At 58.8% G+C, this 17,929-nt stretch carries 21 protein-coding genes and 2 pseudogenes; 21 read left to right on the top strand and 2 right to left on the bottom strand.

Translation table 11 applies throughout. The features are described 5' to 3' along the window. Positions 1-23: 23 nt before the first annotated feature. The 6 genes from ASD36_RS11830 to ASD36_RS11805 all read left to right on the top strand — a co-directional run bounded on the left by ASD36_RS11830 (position 24) and on the right by ASD36_RS11805 (position 5,032). The gene (locus ASD36_RS11830) at positions 24-803 is read left to right on the top strand and encodes an amino acid ABC transporter ATP-binding protein (protein WP_060510531.1); all 780 of its coding nucleotides are present in this window, start codon (positions 24-26) and stop codon (positions 801-803) included. Next, positions 796-1,446, top strand: a complete 651-nt coding sequence (locus tag ASD36_RS11825; protein WP_060510529.1) for an amino acid ABC transporter permease — start codon at positions 796-798, stop codon at positions 1,444-1,446. The genes ASD36_RS11830 and ASD36_RS11825 overlap by 8 nt, the downstream gene beginning before the upstream one ends. Further along, positions 1,443-2,159, top strand: coding sequence for an amino acid ABC transporter permease (locus ASD36_RS11820; protein WP_060510528.1), 717 nt, complete (start codon positions 1,443-1,445; stop codon positions 2,157-2,159). The genes ASD36_RS11825 and ASD36_RS11820 overlap by 4 nt, the downstream gene beginning before the upstream one ends. Before the next feature lie 71 nt (positions 2,160-2,230). Further along, a complete protein-coding gene (locus tag ASD36_RS11815) occupies positions 2,231-3,943 on the top strand; it encodes a dihydroxyacetone kinase family protein (RefSeq protein ID WP_060510712.1) in 1,713 nt (570 codons plus the stop codon). Between the two features lie 260 nt (positions 3,944-4,203). Next, the gene (locus tag ASD36_RS11810; protein WP_060510526.1) at positions 4,204-4,539 is read left to right on the top strand and encodes a type II toxin-antitoxin system PrlF family antitoxin; all 336 of its coding nucleotides are present in this window, start codon (positions 4,204-4,206) and stop codon (positions 4,537-4,539) included. A gap of 1 nt (position 4,540) precedes the next feature. Then, on the top strand, positions 4,541-5,032 hold the full coding sequence (locus ASD36_RS11805; protein ID WP_060510524.1) for a type II toxin-antitoxin system YhaV family toxin: 492 nt from the start codon (positions 4,541-4,543) through the stop codon (positions 5,030-5,032). 268 nt (positions 5,033-5,300) lie between these two features. On the opposite strand, the gene ASD36_RS11800 is transcribed toward ASD36_RS11805, so the two are convergent. After that, positions 5,301-5,657: a hypothetical protein gene (locus ASD36_RS11800; protein ID WP_060510522.1), complete on the bottom strand. Its 357-nt coding sequence runs from the start codon at positions 5,655-5,657 to the stop codon at positions 5,301-5,303. Between the two features lie 94 nt (positions 5,658-5,751). Here ASD36_RS11800 and ASD36_RS31360 point away from each other — a divergent pair, with 94 nt between their 5' ends. From ASD36_RS31360 to ASD36_RS11740, 14 genes and pseudogenes are all read left to right on the top strand, one after another. Next, positions 5,752-6,291, top strand: a complete 540-nt coding sequence (locus ASD36_RS31360; protein ID WP_082562756.1) for a hypothetical protein — start codon at positions 5,752-5,754, stop codon at positions 6,289-6,291. A gap of 2 nt (positions 6,292-6,293) precedes the next feature. Further along, positions 6,294-6,956 (top strand): transglycosylase SLT domain-containing protein, encoded by a 663-nt coding sequence (locus ASD36_RS11795; RefSeq protein WP_060510520.1) that lies wholly within the window; start codon positions 6,294-6,296, stop codon positions 6,954-6,956. Continuing rightward, on the top strand, positions 6,953-7,252 hold the full coding sequence (locus ASD36_RS11790) for a TrbC/VirB2 family protein (protein WP_060510518.1): 300 nt from the start codon (positions 6,953-6,955) through the stop codon (positions 7,250-7,252). Before ASD36_RS11795 ends, ASD36_RS11790 begins: the two co-directional genes overlap by 4 nt. A 5-nt stretch (positions 7,253-7,257) precedes the next feature. Beyond that, positions 7,258-7,596: a type IV secretion system protein VirB3 gene (locus ASD36_RS11785; protein ID WP_060510516.1), complete on the top strand. Its 339-nt coding sequence runs from the start codon at positions 7,258-7,260 to the stop codon at positions 7,594-7,596. Beyond that, the gene (locus ASD36_RS11780) at positions 7,589-9,955 is read left to right on the top strand and encodes a VirB4 family type IV secretion system protein (RefSeq protein WP_060510514.1); all 2,367 of its coding nucleotides are present in this window, start codon (positions 7,589-7,591) and stop codon (positions 9,953-9,955) included. Before ASD36_RS11785 ends, ASD36_RS11780 begins: the two co-directional genes overlap by 8 nt. After that, positions 9,955-10,653, top strand: coding sequence for a P-type DNA transfer protein VirB5 (virB5, locus tag ASD36_RS11775; RefSeq protein ID WP_060510512.1), 699 nt, complete (start codon positions 9,955-9,957; stop codon positions 10,651-10,653). Before ASD36_RS11780 ends, virB5 begins: the two co-directional genes overlap by 1 nt. Beyond that, positions 10,650-10,883 carry an EexN family lipoprotein gene (locus tag ASD36_RS11770; RefSeq protein ID WP_060510510.1) on the top strand — a complete coding sequence of 78 codons (234 nt, stop codon included), beginning with the start codon at positions 10,650-10,652 and terminating at the stop codon, positions 10,881-10,883. Before virB5 ends, ASD36_RS11770 begins: the two co-directional genes overlap by 4 nt. Positions 10,884-10,886: 3 nt before the next feature. Next, entirely contained in the window at positions 10,887-11,846 is a 960-nt protein-coding gene (locus ASD36_RS11765; RefSeq protein ID WP_060510508.1) for a type IV secretion system protein, read from the top strand. 7 nt (positions 11,847-11,853) lie between these two features. Next, a complete protein-coding gene (locus ASD36_RS31355; protein ID WP_082562755.1) occupies positions 11,854-12,138 on the top strand; it encodes a hypothetical protein in 285 nt (94 codons plus the stop codon). 1 nt (position 12,139) lies between these two features. Then, a complete protein-coding gene (locus tag ASD36_RS11760) occupies positions 12,140-12,811 on the top strand; it encodes a virB8 family protein (RefSeq protein WP_060510507.1) in 672 nt (223 codons plus the stop codon). Beyond that, on the top strand, positions 12,808-13,665 hold the full coding sequence (gene virB9 / locus ASD36_RS11755) for a P-type conjugative transfer protein VirB9 (protein ID WP_060510504.1): 858 nt from the start codon (positions 12,808-12,810) through the stop codon (positions 13,663-13,665). Before ASD36_RS11760 ends, virB9 begins: the two co-directional genes overlap by 4 nt. Positions 13,666-13,673: 8 nt before the next feature. Further along, positions 13,674-14,849 carry a type IV secretion system protein VirB10 gene (virB10, locus tag ASD36_RS11750; RefSeq protein WP_060510502.1) on the top strand — a complete coding sequence of 392 codons (1,176 nt, stop codon included), beginning with the start codon at positions 13,674-13,676 and terminating at the stop codon, positions 14,847-14,849. 10 nt (positions 14,850-14,859) lie between these two features. Beyond that, positions 14,860-15,795 (top strand): annotated as a pseudogene (gene virB11, locus ASD36_RS11745) (P-type DNA transfer ATPase VirB11); the annotation flags it as partial. A gap of 371 nt (positions 15,796-16,166) precedes the next feature. Beyond that, positions 16,167-16,611: pseudogene (locus ASD36_RS11740) on the top strand (ParB/Srx family N-terminal domain-containing protein); the annotation flags it as partial. Positions 16,612-16,760: 149 nt separating this feature from the next. On the opposite strand, the gene ASD36_RS30570 reads toward ASD36_RS11740, so the two are convergent. Beyond that, positions 16,761-17,027: a hypothetical protein gene (locus tag ASD36_RS30570; RefSeq protein WP_060510498.1), complete on the bottom strand. Its 267-nt coding sequence runs from the start codon at positions 17,025-17,027 to the stop codon at positions 16,761-16,763. A 251-nt stretch (positions 17,028-17,278) separates the two neighbouring features. Here ASD36_RS30570 and ASD36_RS11730 point away from each other — a divergent pair, with 251 nt between their 5' ends. Further along, positions 17,279-17,689 (top strand): hypothetical protein, encoded by a 411-nt coding sequence (locus ASD36_RS11730; protein ID WP_244489797.1) that lies wholly within the window; start codon positions 17,279-17,281, stop codon positions 17,687-17,689. Positions 17,690-17,929: the final 240 nt, after the last annotated feature.

Here is a 17,929-nt window from a genome sequence, read left to right as displayed (position 1 = left end):
CCCACAATATTACGGAGGTGGCCATGGCCGCCGATATTCTTCTCGATGTTGTCAATCTTGGTAAATCCTATGGCGACTTTGCTGTTCTCAAGGGGGTGTCCTTCTCCTTGCGCCGCGGCGAGCGCGTTGCCCTGATTGGGCCAAGCGGGTCAGGCAAATCGACCTGCCTGAGGGCAATCAACTATCTCGATCCGCCCACCCAGGGAGAAGTCAGACTCGATGGGCAGGTTATTGGCCGTCGCAGCGATGGCAGGCGGATGAGCGATCTTGAACTTGCGCCGCAACGGGCAGAGATTGGAATGGTATTTCAGCATTTTCATCTTTGGCCCCATTTGTGCGTGCGTTCGAATGTCGCCCTCCAACCGCGCAAGGTGCGGGGGCTTTCGCATGACGAAGCAGCAAAACTCGCAGATGAGCTGCTTGCAAAGGTGCAGCTTGGACACAAAGCCGACGAGATGCCGCACCGGTTATCCGGTGGACAGCAGCAGCGGGTCGCTATTGCGCGCGCCCTTGCGCAACAGCCCAAGTTGCTCCTCTTCGACGAGCCGACTTCGGCGCTCGATCCCGAACTTGTCGGCGAGGTGTTGACGGTCATCAAGGAACTGGCTGGCGAGGGTAGAGCCATGGTTCTTGTTACCCACGAAATAGCGTTCGCCCGCGAAGTCGCTGATCGGATCATCTTCATGGATGGCGGCCGAATCGTGGAAGAAGGTCCGGCACAGTCGGTGCTGGACGACCCCCAAGCACCGCGCTTGAAACAGTTCCTGACAAGTCTTGCACAACGGGAGCGAGGCGATGGATAGTTCGCTGATGAATGCAGTCGTTGACGCATTGCTTTCCGGCGCAGTGACGACGATTAAGGTAACGGCCGGCGCGCTGGCCGTGGCTCTTTGTATCGGCATCGCTTTATCCGCAGCCGCGTTTCTCACATCGAATTTCGTCGTTCACGCGGCCGTTCGCATCTATGTCGAGGCGTTGCGCAACGTGCCGAGCCTCACTTTCCTGTTCTTGTTGTACTTCGGACTGGCTGCTCTGGGATTCCGGCTGTCGTCAATGGTCGCGGCGATCCTCGGACTTGGCCTCATCGGCGGTGCGATTACAATTGACATCTTTCGCTCCGGGTTTCAGGCGGTTCCATCAGGTCAGGCCGAAGCAGCCGCATCCATTGGTCTGACTCCCCTTGCAGCGTTCCGCTTAATCATCCTGCCCCAGGGATTGCGTTTCGCTCTTCCCTCGCTTGGCAATTACGCGATTGCTCTCATCAAAGACACGTCTCTCGTTGCGGCGATCGCCGCGCCAGAAATCATGTTCAATGCGCGGCAGCTGGTCAACGAGACGTTCGAAACCGCGTTCATCTACGGCGCCGCGGCGCTTGTTTATCTCTTTCTCACAATGTCGGTGGCGCAGGGCGTTTCGTTACTGGAGCGGCGCTTGGAGGTCCGATGAGTTTTCTTTCAGTCATTTATGAGAACGTTACCGACTGGGCACCGCGAATGATCGCAGGGCTGCAACTGACGCTTATACTGACTGCGGGCGGCTTTAGCCTCGCTCTGCTAATGGCCCTCGCGCTCGAATATCTGCGCTCCCGCCAAAATGCCGCGGTTCGTCTTCTCGGCCGCATCTATCTAGCCCTTGCGCGGGGTATACCTATTCTGGTCATTCTGTACCTATTGTACTTTGCCCTTCCGGCCGCGGGCCTCACGCTCCCGGCGAAGCTTGCGGGCATCATCGGGCTCGGGTGCGTTTACGCTGCGTATATCGCTGAAGTGCTTCGTGCCGGCTTCAATGCCTTGCCAGCTGGCCAGAGAGAGGCTGCCCTCGCAAGTGGATTGACCCCGCTGCAGACGTTCTGGCTTGTGCTTTTACCCCAGGCGATCCGGCATATGTTGGCACCCTTACTGATCAATCTGACCTCGCTGATGAAAGATAGCTCGATCTGCGCCTTGATTGCCGTGCCTGAACTTACATTGGCATCTCGGGAAATCATGTCGGAGAGCTTTCTGCCGCTACCGGTCTTTATGCTCACGGCGCTGCTCTACTTTTTCATGGCATGGCCAGCCTCGGTGATTGCGCGCGTGATCGATCATCGCCTCCGCAGTTATCCGCCACGGTCTGTGTCGAAGATGCCAGATGTCAAGCACGCCATGGCACTGAGTTGAGACTGGCGGGGCTGTCATTGTAACGCCCCTCGTCAGACGGGCTCTCGATTTAAAAAAACATGGAGTGGACTTTGAAAAAAATAATGAACAGCCCCGCTCATGCGGTGCGTGAACTGCTTGAAGGTATCGTTGCCCTTTCGCCAGCAAACTCCCTTCTCTCCGACGAGAACATCGTCATCAGATCAGGGCTGCCGGAGTTCAACAAGCGCGATGTTGCGGTCATTTCCGGAGGGGGAAGCGGGCACGAACCGGCGCACGCGGGATATGTCGGTGCGGGGATGCTAACGGCCGCCGTAGCTGGCGACGTGTTCACATCGCCAAGCGCAGACGCAGTGCTCACTGCGATCCGGGCGGCGAGCGGATCAGCTGGCGCTTTGCTCATCGTCAAGAACTATACTGGAGACCGGTTGAACTTTGGGTTGGCGGCAGAGCTTGCCCGGGCGGAAGGCTTTCCCGTCGAGATCGTTGTGGTCGCCGACGATGTGGCACTCAGCGATATTGTTCCAGCGGATCGCAGACGCGGTATCGCAGGGACCATCCTTGTTCATCGGCAAGCTGGCGCTGCTGCGGCATTGGGCCTGAAGCTCGATGACGTCGCTGCGGTCGCAAGATCGGCTTCTGAACGGATTGCTTCCATGGGGGTAGCGCTTGGTTCCTGCACCTTGCCATCAGCAGGAGCTCGTGGATTTTCCGTGGGAGAAAACGAGATAGAGATTGGTCTTGGTATCCACGGCGAGCCTGGAATTCGCAGAATGGAACTCGCGACAGCCGATACGCTGGCGTCGATCGTTATTGATGCGATTCAAGCGGATGGAAAGGTGGGGCGCGGTGATCAGGTCGTGGCACTGATAAATGGTCTTGGTTCAACGCCTCCGATGGAGCTTGCCATTGTCTCGCGTGCGGTGCTGAAAACGCTCGACTCCAGAAACATTCAAGTCGTTAGGGCATGGGCTGGAACATTCTTGTCAGCGCTCGACATGCCAGGATTCTCTGTTTCCCTGATGCGTATTGTGGACCGTGATCTTGAGTTGTTCGATACACCGGCGAACGCGCCGTCCTGGCCATCAAACGGCCTAATCAACCGCAATCCGGTTACCGTTGGCGAGATGGGGCTAGAGGTGGTGACGTCATCAGATTCAACTCCGACAATGAGTACTGCAGGGCAACAGCTCCGTGACATTGTCAACCGCGTCGCGGGGGCGCTCATTGAGGCCGAGGATAATTTGGCAAGACTCGATGCAATCGCCGGCGACGGCGATCTCGGGGCTAGCATGCGCCGAGGCGCCGAAGGCTTGCTGGCGCTGGACGAGCGCGCATTTACGAGCATATCGAGTGGCTTAGCTACGATGAGCGTTGTCGTAAGAAAAACCATCGCAGGCAGTTCCGGCCCGTTTTACGCTACGGCGCTGCTGCGTGCGTCTCGTCATCTGGAAAAGAATGACCAGCCGACTGTGATCGACATCGCTCGTGCTTTTTCTTCGGCGGTCGAAGCAATCACCGACCTTGGTGGCGCAAAACCCGGAGACCGGACGATGATCGACGCATTACGCCCAACCGCCGATGTTTTGATGGCGCAAATCTTAGCGGGTGCCAGCCTGCACGTAGCGTGGCAGGCAGCTGTTGTTGCCGCAGAAGTAGGAATGCAGGCCACCTGCAAAATGTTTCCGAAACTTGGGCGCGCGAGTTATCTGGGAGAACGGGCCATGGGCAGCCCGGATGCCGGGGCAGCCGCGGTCGTCACCTGGCTTAAGGCCGTCGAGCGTTGCGCCAATAGCTCTCCATGAAAACAGGCACACGGCCGATCCGCACCAAGTTCTTTCGTAGCCGTTGCGGACGCCCCACGGGCAATTTCGCCTTGAGGTTTGCTGGGCTCGCTACGTCGCGCGGTTACCTGATAGTAAGGGCAACATAAGAAGTGCCGGTCGCCAATCCGGGCTAAGCGTCGTTTGCAGGCGCGCCTGGGTTAAAGCGCATCGGGCAAGGCAATTCTTGACTTTGTAAGAATTATTCCTTACTTTTCGCTCAGCCAATTAGGAGGCCCGCCATGGGAGCGCTACTGAAAGAAGAAAGCACCATCACCGCCAAGGGACAGACAACCGTGCCGAAGTCCGTTCGGCAGGCGCTCGGCGTTGACTATGGCGGGCGCATTGCCTTTTTCGTCGATGACCAGCGCCGTGTCTATGTCCAGAAGGCGGAACTTGACGAAACCGCCGATCCCGTGATCGACAGTTTTCTCGAATTCCTCGCGCAGGACATGGCCAAGCACCCCGAGAAATCTGTCCTCCCGTTCCCGCAATCCTTGCTTGATAGGGCCGTTGCCCTGACGGCGGGCATCACGGTCGATCTCGATGCCGAGATCGAGGGGGACGTCTCGATCTGACATGCTGACGATCAATGGCTGGACCGTCCTCGCACATCCTCTCTTTCTCGCTCAGTGGGGAAAGCTGATTGAGGCCGTCGACGCGCTCAAGGCCAAGAGGCCGGAGGACTATCAGAAAACCGCCGACGCCAGACTGCTCGCGGCCTTGGTACAGCTCGTCACCGTCGCGTTCCCATCGGACCCGACAGCGGCGATCTATCGCCAAGGCTCCACCCTCGGTGATGATCGCAAGCACTGGTTCCGCGCCAAATTCGGCAATGGCCGCTTCCGGCTCTTCTTCCGCTACAGCAGCGCCAACAAGATCATCATCTTCGCCTGGGTGAATGACGAGAACAGCTTGCGAACCTACGGCTCCAAAACGGACGCCTACAAGGTCTTCAAGGGAATGCTGGATGACGGCAATCCGCCCGATGATTGGAACGCGCTGCACAATCAGGCGTCCGATCCCAAAGCCGTTGCGCGGTTGGAAAAAGCCTCTCCCTCGAAATCGTGACGGATAGTCCCGGCATGGGCGTCGCCCTTCGCGCCGGGCTCCCCGCGAGCGCGGATGGCGCGATTTTACTATGTTTTTGCCGCTCCGGTCCGCGATTTGGGCGGGCCGAAGCAGTCGTCGGCTGCGTTGGCAGCCGGACCGGGCGACGCCCGTTTACGTTACTATCTTTTATGGAGTTGAGTGCCGCCCGACGCCCACAATTACGCGATGATCAATGATCATCGGTTCTGGCGGTGATTAAATCAAAAATTAGCCACTTAAAATTCAACTATCCGCCGGCTCCAAAGGAGCTAAGCTTCTCGATCAAGTTCGGGGAAATCTCGAACTGACGTGCCGTTCCGCGACCCATCGAGTTCTTCACGAGCGTCTCTTTCAGCATCCCGCGCTTTACCAGAAGATCGACGGTCTCCTTGACTCCAGTGCGCGTCAAAGCCGTTATTTCCATGATATTTGAGAGGGTTAGTTTTTGATGTCCCTGATTCATACTATACAGGATCGTCATCATGCCGACCTGCTTCAGTCTGGCCTGAGGCGTTTCGTCTTCAAGTGGATGGTCGAGGATCTCATGGAGGATCAATCCTGAGAAGGCGAGATTGTGCCATTGGGTGGTAAGCGCTCTTGTCATGCTATTTTACTGTGTTATATAAGTCAGTATGGCGACGCGAGAAGGCTGCTTACCCCTTCTGTGAGGGACGTCGTTTTCTTTGGAGGTCATGTCCATGAAAAACCTTCTGCTCAATGCATTTGCGGGCGCTTGCTGTGTTCTATCACCCTATCTTATTTCGGAGAGTGAAGTGCAAGCAAGTGATTGGGGATGTCAGGTCGTCCTGTGCCTATCCAATCCCGGTAGCCCTACTCAATTTGCCCAATGCCGTCCTCCGATCCAGAAACTGTGGCGGGCGCTTGCCAAGGGGCATTCGTTCCCGGCATGCAGCGGCGTCGGCTTCCGCAGTACGCGTCCAGGCTACGAGCCCTATTACTGCAATACCGGTTACAGGTTGCTGAGCGACTACGGTTCCCACGACCGACAGGTTACCTGCGTGTCGGCCTCCCCGCAGCACGTGAACCACGCGTTTTGCTCCAGTGGCAGGGACAGTTACGATTCCGGCACCAATTCTGTCCATTCACCCCACTGGCAGTGGAGGGGAGGGCACGTCCGGTGCATGGCATATTCGACCGCTCTCCCAAATGTCCGATCGCAGCCCCATTATGTCGATGTCACGATCGACGGGTCGGCAACGCAGCGGGTTTGGTACTGACGATGGGTGCCGCTTTCGTAGAACTCGCACAGAACTGCGCACCGGCAGCGGAAGCCAGGATGCTGGCCGCTGTTGTCAGCCTCGAGAGCCATTTCGAGCCCCTTGCTATTCGCATCAACAGCGGCCCGCCGCTTGCAAGCCAACCCACATCGAAGGAGCAAGCAATTGAAATTGCCGCCTCTCTCTTGGCCGATCGCCAGGACATTCAAATCGGGCTTGGCGGTATGGGCAAGGAGGAGCTGCGCAGGCTCAAGCTCTCGATATCTGAGGCGTTCGACCCCTGCTTGAATCTCAAGGCAACGGCCACTCTCCTCGGCGACTACTATCGTCTGGCCGTGCGCGCGGGCGCCGACGGCGCGCAAGCCGAAACCATCATGCTCCAGTCCTATTACGGACGAGATGATCCGTCCGTCGGCAAGATGATCAACTACGACGTGCAGGTCCGTCAGGAAATGTCTCGCCTGTCGCCCAACCTTGCGTCTGTCACCATTGGCGAACCAGGGCAAAAGCCTCGCATTGAGGAGCCAGCAGGCACTCAAGAGGCTTCATCTGCCACACGATTCCTCCCCCAGACCGATGAGATTGCATCGTGGGATGTCTTCAACACCCAGCGAGGATACGCGGTTCTGGTGTTTCAAAATGAACGATCGGAGCAAAGTGAATGAGCTTAAAAATCAGCCTTCGCCCTATTTTGGCCTCGTCCCTGATGGCGGCAAACATCGTTGCCTGCATGGTCGAACCGGCCTTTGCCCAGGCCGCCGGTATCGAAACCGTATTGCAGAACATTGTCGATATGCTGACGGGCAACATTGCGCGTCTGCTGGCGGTCATCGCCGTCATCATCATCTGCATTGCCTGGATGTTTGGATACATGGATCTGCGGCGCGCTGGCTTCTGGATTATAGGCATTGGCGGCATTTTCGGCGCCACCGAACTCGTCAATACCATCGTCGGGAGCTAAGCGAGATGGCGAGCAACCCCGCCCTTGAAGAAGAGACACTGTTCCTTGCTTGCACGCGCCCGGCGATGATCGCGGGTGTGACAATGGAGGCAATGGGTTTGAACATCATGCTGACGACCATCCTCTATATCAGCGCGGGATCAATCGCCCACGCACTCGTCGGCGTCGTGTTTCACGTCGTGTTCCGCACCCTCGTCAAACACGACCATAACATGTTCCGGATCCTCCTGTCGTGGATCGAGACCCGGGGGCGATCGCGTAACACATCCTATTGGGGCGGCGCCACGCTCACTCCGCTGAGGCTCGCCAGACGCTACGACGAAAGGGATCTGAACCTTGCCTAGCATCACAACGCTTCGGTCCCGCGAACTCGGACCTGAAACCTTCATTCCGCAAGTCCGCCATATCGACGGCGCAACGATTGCACTTGATTCCAGAGCGTTGATGGTGATCATCGCTCTTGAGGGCGTGTCCTTCGAAACCGCGGACACCCTGGACCTCAACGGGCTGCACCGCAATCTCAACACACTCTACCGGAATATCGCCGATGAGCGCTTGGCGCTCTGGACCCATGTCGTGCGACGTCGAGACAACGGCTACCCGGAAGGACAGTTCGCCAATCCCTTTTCTGAAAGGCTGAACGCGAGATACCGTAAGCGCATGATCGGCGAGGATCTGTTTCGCAACGATCTTTATCTTTCGCTTGTCTGGCATCCCGGTCGAGATCCCCTGGAAAAGGCCGCCAACTTTCTTTCCCGGCTGCGCACGGCACGCCGTGCCGGCACCGAGGTTGACGAGGATGCCCTGAAGCACCTGCGCGACAAGGTTTGCGACGTCACGGCCGGCCTAAACCGCTTCGAGCCCCGCGTCCTGTCCCTTTACGAGCAGGACGGCGTCCTGTTTTCCGAGCCGAGCGAAGTCCTGCACCAGATCGTCGGCGGCCGGCGCGAGCGGGTTCCGTTGACAGAGGGCACGATATCCTCGGCAGTCTATTCGGATCGGTTGATATTCGGGCGCGAGACCATCGAGATCCGTCATGAGGCAGAGAGCCGTTATGCCGGGATGTTCGGGTTCAAAGAGTATCCGGCGACGACCCGCAGCGGCATGCTCGACGGCATCCTGACCGCGCCATTCGAGCTTATTCTCACACAGTCCTTCGCGTTTGTCTCGAAAGCCGATGCCCGCACCATCATGGGCCGGAAACAAAACCAGATGGTCAGCGCTGGTGACAAGGCTGCATCGCAGATCGAGGAGCTTGGCGAGGCCATGGACGATCTGGAATCGAACCGATTCGTGCTTGGCGAGCACCATCTTGCGCTGGCGGTTTTCGCCACTTCGGTGAAGCAACTTACCGGACACATGGCAAAAGCGCGCGCCTATCTCACCAACGGCGGCGCTGTCGTTGCTCGCGAGGACCTTGGGCTTGAGGCGGGATGGTGGGGACAGTTGCCGGGCAATTTTCGTTATCGGTCGAGATCGGGCGCCATCGCGTCGCGAAATTTCGCAGCCCTTTCACCTTTTCATTCCTATCCGGCCGGCCAGAAAGAGGGCAACGAATGGGGACCCGCCGTCGCTATGCTCAAGACGGCGTCGGGTTCGCCATTCTACTTTAATTTCCATCACAGCGATCTCGGGAACACTTTCGTCTGCGGCCCCTCGGGAACGGGCAAAACCGTGCTGTTGAATTTCCTGCTTTCCCAGCTCCAAAAGCATGATCCCCACATGGTCTTCTTTGACAAGGACCGCGGCGCTGATCTATTCGTCCGGGCAGCGGGTGGCAGCTACTTGCCACTAAAAAACGGCTTTGCCACCGGCTGCGCGCCGTTGCGGGCAATCGAGCTCACCGCGGAAAACAAGGTTTTCCTCACACGGTGGATCGGCACGCTGGCCGGATCGGCAAAACGTGAGCTGACAGTTGCGGAGTTGCGCGACATCGCCGACGCCGTTGACGGCCTGGCGGATCTGCCGGCTGACCGGCGCTCCATCGGAGCCTTGCGCACCTTCCTCAACAACACCGATCCCGAGGGCACAGCTTCACGGTTACGGCGGTGGCAGCGGGGAGGGCCGCTCGGCTGGGTCTTCGACAACGACACCGACGACATCGGGATCGATGCGAAACTCATCGGCTACGACATGACGGATTTCCTCGATAATGAGGAAATCCGCACGCCGGTAATGGCCTATCTATTCTTCCGCATCGAGCAGCTGATCGATGGCCGTCGCATCATCATCGTGATCGACGAATTCTGGAAGGCCCTGCAGGATGAAGGTTTTCGTGACCTCGCACAAAACAAGCTCAAGACGATCCGCAAACAGAACGGACTGATGTTGTTTGCAACCCAGAGTCCGCGCGATGCCATTGTCTCGCCGATCGCACACACCATCATCGAGCAGTGCCCGACGCAAATCTTTCTTCCCAATCCGCGGGGTAATCATGTCGACTATGTCGACGGATTCAAGTTGACCGGGCGGGAGTTCGAGCTCGTCTCACGTGAGCTCTCGGTCGAAAGCCGACGCTTCGTCGTCAAGCAAGGGCATAACAGTGTCGTCGCAGAGCTGAACCTTAGAGGCTTCGATGACGAGCTCGCCATATTGTCCGGCCGCACCGCCAACGTGGAACTCGCTGACGCGATCCGGGCGGAAGTGGGCGACCGGCGTGAAGACTGGTTGCCGGTGTTTCAGCATAGACGGAGACGAGTTTGATGGAATCGAGCAGGAAACGGTTTCCTCTGGTCGTTGCAGCGCTCTTGATGCCAGCCGCAATGACATTCGCACAAGGCATCCCGGTCATCGACCAGGCGGCGATTGCAAAGCAGATCGAGAGTATCACACAGCTGAAGTCCCAGCTCGATGCGCTCAACCAGCAGCTCCAGCAGGCTGAGCGGCTTTTCGGGTCGCTGAACAAGATCACTGGAATGGCGGATGTCGCAAGCGTTTTGAACGACCCGGCAATCCGCAAGGCACTGCCACAGGACTTCAATACCATCGAAGGCTTGCTCAACGGAGCGGGTACCGGCGCTTTCGGCAACTCCGCCGCGAAGTTCCTCAAGGACAACTCGACTTATCGCACAGACGCCAACGACTTCTACGCGCAGGAATTATCGCGCGCCCAGACCCAGAACGCAGGCCACATGAGCCTCGGTCAGCAGATTTACGATGCAGCCACCAAACGTATCGACGGCATCGATCAGCTGCGCCAGCAAATTTCAAGCGCGGAGGACGCCAAGGACATCGCCGATCTGCAGGCTCGGTTGCAGGCTGAAACGGCGTTTCTGCAAACCGATTTCCTGCGCATGCAAAGTTTACAGCTGGTTCAGCAAACACAGGGGAAAATCGATGAACAGCGCAAAGCCGAAGATTGGCGCAAGCGCATGGATACTATGGGAGCGGCGTTCAAATGAAACAGGCCCTTTTTGGATTGGTCGTATCGGCACCGTCGGCTTGCTCCGGCCCCTTCGAAAAAACCTACACCGGCGATGAGCTCATGGCCGACGAACCGCTGCTTGTGAGAATAATGGGAGAATGCCGCAACAATCCCGGTACGTTACGTGATAAACCCAATTCCCAAAATCCGGCAGCCGCAGATCGGAAGGTGCGTCGCGAGCGCATCGGCAAGTCGCTTGGAGGCTAAACCATGTATCAGGTTTTCAGCTTCGTCGATGGCCAGTTCAAGGCGCCCCTGGAAAACTTCATCGCCTCCGGAACCTCTAACATCGCCAACTGGGTGAGCGGTCCACTCGCTGCAGCGCTGACTCTTTACGTCATACTCTACGGCTACCTTGTCCTGCGCGGTTCCGTTCAGGAACCGATCCTTGAGTTTGCATTTCGGGCCATCAAGCTTGCCATCATCGTGATGCTGGTAAGAAACGCCAGCGATTACCAGACCTATGTAGCCAGCGTCTTCTTCGAAATGCTGCCCCGCGAAATTTCCCAGGCGCTGAACTTGGGGATGGTACCGAGCGCATCCACGTTCGACAGCCTGCTCGATAAAGGCCAGAAATGTGCCCTCGAGATCTGGTCGCGCGCCTCATGGCCGGCCGATATCGTCACCGGCTTTGGCGGGTTGATGGTCATTGGCGCGAGCGTCCTCGTGGCTACGATCGGTTACATCGTTTCCCTCTATGCGCGGCTGGCACTCGCCATCATGCTTGCGATCGGCCCGATCTTTATCGCGCTGGCGATGTTTCAATCGACCCGCCGTTTCACCGAGTCGTGGATCGGCCAACTTGTCAATTTCGTCATTCTGCAGGTTCTGGTCGTTGCGATCGGGTCGCTCCTGATTACGTGTATCGACACGACCTTCACGGCAATCGAAAGCTACGCCGACCTTCTGATGCGCCCGATCGCGCTCTGCGCCATCTGCCTTGCTGCATTCTACGTCTTTTACCAGTTGCCCGGTATCGCATCGGCGCTCGCGGCAGGCGGGGCTTCCCTGACCTACGGATATGGCGCCGCTCGCGATGCCCATGAAAGCACGCTCACCCGGGTGACCTCGCGCACAGCCAGAGCGTTCGGGCGAGGAGCCAGCGCCTTAGGCCGCACCGGATCGGGAAGACCGAAAGACAGTGTTTCCCTCAATAAAATGGACAGGTAGTTTCTAAATGCTACGTATCGTTTCATTGTTTCTTATCGCTGGGGCATTGTGCGCCTGCAGTGCGATGACACAGCCGCTTCCCAAATGTGATGGCTATTCCCGGCGGCCTCTGAACCGGTCGATGTGGCAGCCGCAGGACAACAGGATGCTAAAGCGGCGAGCCCCAGCGGTTGCGCCCGCGGAGCCGGCCCGCCATGCCGCGTCCTATGCGGAGCAGCCGGCCTCGGTCACCCCGGCTGCTTTCGCACATTTCGACGCAAAAGGGCATGCTACCCGGTGTGAGGCAAATTGACGTGATGACCTCCGATAATCTCAAAAGCTATTTTGACAAGGCGCGCCGGTTCGATCAGGATCGGCTGATCCAGGTGGAACGCTCCGCCCGCATTGCTTGGTTTCTCGCGATCTCGGCCAGCATCATAGCTGTCGTTTCCGTGTTCGCGGTTGCCGGGCTTGCTCCCTTGAAAACGGTAGAACCATTCGTCGTGCGGGTCGACAATTCGACCGGTATTGTCGATGTCGTTTCTGCGCTAACCTCAACCGCTGGCACATACGATGAGGCCGTAACGAAGTATTTTGCGGCCAAATATGTGCGTGCCAGAGAAGGCTATGTGTGGAGCGAGGCCGAGGAGAATTTTCGATCGGTGGCACTCCTCTCAACACAGGCGGAGCAGACTCGCTTTGCGACCGTCTACCGAGGCAGTAATCCGGACTCTCCGCAAAATGTTTATGGCCGCAGCGCTACCTCCCGCGTCAATATTTTGTCCATCTCCCTGATCAATGCCCATGTGGTCTCGGTGCGCTACATGCGCACGATCACCCGCGCAGATGATGTGCGCACGACGCACTGGGTCGCCACGCTCACCTTTTCCTACGTCAATGCGCCGTTGTCTTCCACCGACCGCCTGACCAATCCCCTGGGCTTTGCCGTTAGTGAATATCGAGCCGATCCGGAGGCCATCCATTGAGACAAATAGCCCTGATTGCCCTGGTCGTCAGCCTTGGCCTTTCCTCGGCAGCGCGGGCCCTTCAAATTCCCCGCGGCGCGTCACAGGACAGCCGTGTCCGCTTCGTGGATTATCAGCCATACAACATCACAAGGATCGTCGGCACATTGCGATCATCGGTGCAGGTCGAATTCGCCGCCGGCGAGGAGATTGTCCATGTCGCGCTCGGCAACAGTGTAGCGTGGGAGGTCGCTCCTGCCGGCAATATCCTGTTCCTGAAACCGCGCGAACATCAGCCATTGACCAATATATCGGTCGTGACGGCCAGACGCGATGGATCGACGCGAAGCTATCAGATGGAACTAACGGTTCGCGACGGAACGGTTGAGGCGGGACAGAACACCTATTTTTATGTGAAGTACCGTTATCCGGCCGACGAGGCAGAGCGCCGGCGGCTTGAGTCCGCTGCCCGCGCCCAGGCCGCTCACGCAGGTGAAGCGGACCAGGTGCTTGCCCTCCACGAAGCCTATGGTCCGCGCAACTGGCGCTATTCTGCGCAGGGCTCCGCCCCGCTCGAACCGCAGGCTGTCTATGACAACGGTAAAGTCACCACATTCGCCTTCGAAGGCAATCAGGAAATGCCGGCGATCTACATCGAAAACGCCGATGAAAGCGAAAGTTTGGTGCCCAAGTCCGTCAACGGCAACCTTGTACGGGTGCACGCGATCAGCCGTAAGTTCATTCTGCGCAGGGGCGGTGAGGTGCTTTGCATCTTCAACGAAGCTTACGACCGTGTTGGCATCAACCCGCAGACCAATACGACGTCGCCGTCAGTCGAGCGCGTCGTCAAGGCACGGGCCGATGGAACGCAATAGGAGGTGGCATGACCGAGGAACAAACTATCCAAATTCCCGGCGAGCGCGCCGAAACGCCGCCCGGCCACCGCCTTGATAACAATCCGGTCCTTAAGCGTGGTGCGGTTGCCGTGGCGATCGTCGTTTTTGTTGCCTTTGCGCTCTGGTCGATGCGTGGCCAGGACAAGCCAGTTGAAGGGGCCCAGTCAGAGCGGATCGTCATTCGGCAGACGGCGGAATTCGAACCCGTTAAGGAGCCGGTCCAGCCTGTTACCAGGCCAGCCGAGGTCCTGCTGCCGGCTCCAGCGGTGGCCGAGCAGCCACTGAGCGAGGATGACAAGCTCATGGACGCCGCCCGGCGGGCGCCGGTGATAGCCTACGGCGGTGAAAACGCGTCGGCCACCGGTCGGCAAGAGCCTGACCTCAGTTCGGATTCTGCGTCGAACTACCTTCCGATCGACGCCAATCCCGGCGCCCTTGGTTCGCAGGAAGAAAATGAAGATCAGCGATTCAACCGGATGCTGACGCCGACCCAGTTGCGAGGCTCGTTCGCCGGTACGCTAGGCAACCGTGATTTTATTGTGGCGATGGGAACGTCTATTCCCTGCACACTGGAAACAGCCCTCTCCTCCGATCAACCCGGTTTTGCAAGCTGTGTCGTCAACCGCGACGTGTTGTCGGACAGTGGCCGCGTCGTGTTGATGGAAAAGGGCAGCCAGATCGTTGGCGAATATCGCGGGGGCCTGCGCCGTGGTCAAAAACGCCTGTTCGTACTGTGGAATCGCGCCAAAACGCCGAAGGGTGTGATTGTTACTCTGGCGTCTCCTGCAACGGATGCTCTTGGCCGTGCCGGCATAAGCGGCTCTGTCGATACCCACTGGTGGGAGCGCTTCGGCAGTGCAATGTTACTGTCGATCGTCGGCGATGCGGCCTCCTATGCGAACAGTCGGTTGCGGGAAAGCGACGTCGAGGCGCAGAATACCACGAGCGCCGGCCAGCAGGCCGCGGCGATCGCGGTGGAACAGTCGATCAATATTGCCCCGACGCTCTTCAAACATCAGGGCGAGATGGTCTCAATCTTCGTCGCTCGTGACCTCGATTTTTCCGGCGTCTACCGGTTGCGCGTGACCGAACCTCGCAATCTCATCTACGACCGCGCCGTGCTCGGCGATTTTAGCCCGGATTCAACTCTCGTCGCGAAATAGGAGCTTGCACATGACGGAACGGGCAGACCTCGGTGTCGTACGCGAGCTTCTTGCTCCCTTCTCGCCCTTTCTGCGTGACGCATCGCTCTTCGAGGTCATTGTCAATCGGCCGGCGCAGGTCATCACAGAGGGGCCGGCGGGGTGGCAGACCCATCATGTGCCCGAGTTGTCGTTCGATAAGCTGATGCGCCTGGCACGTGCCGTTGCGACTTACTCAAACCAATCGATCGATGAAACGAAACCAATTCTGTCGGCCACGTTGCCCGGCGACGAACGCGTTCAGATCGTGATCCCACCAGCAACGGCCAAGGGAACCATGAGCATCACCATCAGAAAGCCGTCGTCCGTATCGCTCAGCCTGGACGATCTCGATCGGGGCGGACTGTTCGAAGACGTGGTCAAAGCCGAAACAGATGGTAATCGATCGGAAAAAAAGCTTTCAGCACTATACGGGAATAGAGCCTATAAGGCATTTCTGCGCGAAGCCGTTTGCGCAAGGAAAAACATCATCATTTCGGGGGCAACAGGCTCAGGTAAGACGACTTTATCGAAGGCATTGATCCGTCATATTCCTTCAAGCGAACGGATCATCACAATCGAGGACACACCCGAGCTGGTCATTCCGCAACCAAACCATGTCCGTTTATTTTATTCCAAGGGTGGTCAAGGATTGGCGAACATTGGCGCCAAGGACCTGCTCGAATCCTGCCTGCGCATGCGGCCCGATCGGATCCTGCTGCAGGAGCTGAGAGACGGCGCGGCATTCTATTATATCCGCAATGTGAGTTCAGGCCACCCCGGCTCGGTGACAACGGTCCATGCCGACTCGGCGCGGCTTGCCTTCGAACAGCTGACGTTGCTGGTCAAAGAATCAGAGGGGGGCAGGGACCTCGACAGGCTTGATATCCGGGAGCTGTTGACGATTGCCATCGACGTCATCGTTCAGTGAAAACGCATCGAAGGACGGTTTCACGTGAGCGAAGTGTATTACCGGGATGCGCAGGGGCGCGAATGATCTGGTCGATCGCTACCGTCGTCATGCCGCAGCGCCGCGATATGTCGTTGCGCGCAACGAACGAGTAACAGGTTGGCGTTTTGTGGAATTCGCTGGCGAATTGATGTATCGCCACTCGCATGATCCTTACAACGCAGCAATACCGACCCTTCACAATTTACGCGGAGATCCGTTACGATTGGCTCCACGCGGGGGCCTTCTGACAGTCCGGAAGTGGCGCAAGAGTAGCAGAGGGGAAGGGGAATTCGTGATGGGTTAGGAAGGTCGGAGAGAGGCTCCGCCGGCCCGTCATGGAGTAAAACATGGCACCGGCCATCCAGACAATCACGCTCAGTGCTGCGTGTGGCATTCCCTGCAATAAGCTGGTGCTCAGCCAGCAGAACGTCCGCAAAATCAAGGCAGGCGTCTCCATCGAGGAGCTGGCAGAAGATATTGCACATCGCGGCCTGCTTGCCAGTCTCACTGTCCGCGCCGAGCTTGACAGCGAGGGCAATAAGACTGTCATTAATCGTATCCCGGTTGGCGGTCGTCGCTATCGCACCCTCGAACTGCTCGTTTCCCAAAAGCGCCTTGCGAAAACGGTAGGTGTTCCCTGCATCGTCAGCCGTGGCGACACACTTGAGGTGGAGGACTCTCTGGCAGAGAACATCCACCGCGTTGCATCCGCTCGATCAGTTCCCTGCCTTCCAGACGCTGCGTGAGCAGGGGCTTGGCGAGGAGGAAATCGCCGCTCGCTTCTTCGTCTCCGCGCGACTGCGATGAGGCCTGGAAGTTCACGACGCGACAGTTGCGTCGTACAGCTGCCTGGTACATCGCAAACCGACCGCTCGGCACGGTCGCTGGCAAGATCCAGTACAAGCATGCCTCCGTCGCCATGTTTGAGGGGCTATGCCGGATCAAGCCAGGCTGACTTCCGCCTCGCCGTCGAGCGAGAGCGCGCACTCGGTCAGTTTGGCGACATTGTTGCCCATTACGAGGCGTTCCTTCGCCAGGAAGGTCCGGCCGGTTCGGGCGGGGCGCGACTGCGACGAGAGTTCGCACGCGTCCGCGACGAGCTCGGCGATCGTCCCGGTCGGATCGTGGACCGCAGGCGGTTGCGCACCATGCTTGCCCATCTCGGACGGACGCTGCACGTCGGCTTCCTCAACAACTGCCTCTTCCATGCGGCGACCGCCCTCTGCTTCACCGACGCGCCGGGCGCCGAGCGAACGGCTCCGGCGCTCTCGTGCTGTAGTCCCGATCGCTGCCCGAACGCCTGTCTGACCGCCCGGCATTGCGAGCCGTGGCACGCCTCGATCACTGAGCGCGAAGGGCTGCTTGCTGGAGGCCGCCTGTCGCCGTTGCAACGCGAAGCCTTCACGCGCGACAACGAACGCAAGCGCCGGCTCATCACACCCCTGATAGAGGGCGGAGCATGAGCGCGCTCGGCGCCAAGAGCGAGGCGGCGTTGCGGGCGGTGATGGCGCGGCTCCTCGATGGCCGCCCCGAGCGCACCGATGGCGCGCTCACCGTCTCCAACTTGGCGCGCGAAGCCGGCGTCAGCCGGGTAACGGCGAACCGTGCGGCTGATCTTCTCGCCGAGTTCCGGGCGGCCGAAGCGCCTCACCGGAGATCCTGCCAGAGCGCCCTCAAGGAGCGCGTCCGTGCACTCGAAGCCGAGCTGCAGGCCGTGCGCGGCGCCGAGACTGCCGACCTGCGCGGCCTCGTCCGCACGCTCGCGCAGCACATCCAGATGCTGACGTTGAGGTCGCCGAGCGGGATGCCGTTATCGAAGGCCTGCAGCAGGAGCCGGCCCGATCTGGTAACGCCCGGGTTGTTCCCCTGAAGTGCGTGCCGCGAGACGACGCCAGCTGAGCGCGCGCATTATCCTGGCAGTTCCGGGCGTGCCGATCATAGTCGGCGCCTCCTCAGCTCGCCCGTCGAGGCAGGGCTCGGTGTGGCAGACGCTGCCAGCCCGTCAACCCTGTTCCGCACCAGCACCGAGAACAGGGTGTGACGGGCCGGCCTCCCGCATCTGCCCCTACCGCCTCGCCCTCGACGGAGAGGGCGAGCTGAAGGAGGCACC

This window comes from Rhizobium sp. Root1334 (genome assembly GCF_001426665.1).
GTDB lineage: Bacteria > Pseudomonadota > Alphaproteobacteria > Rhizobiales > Rhizobiaceae > Pararhizobium.
This window is presented reverse-complemented; position numbering and strand designations above follow the sequence as displayed.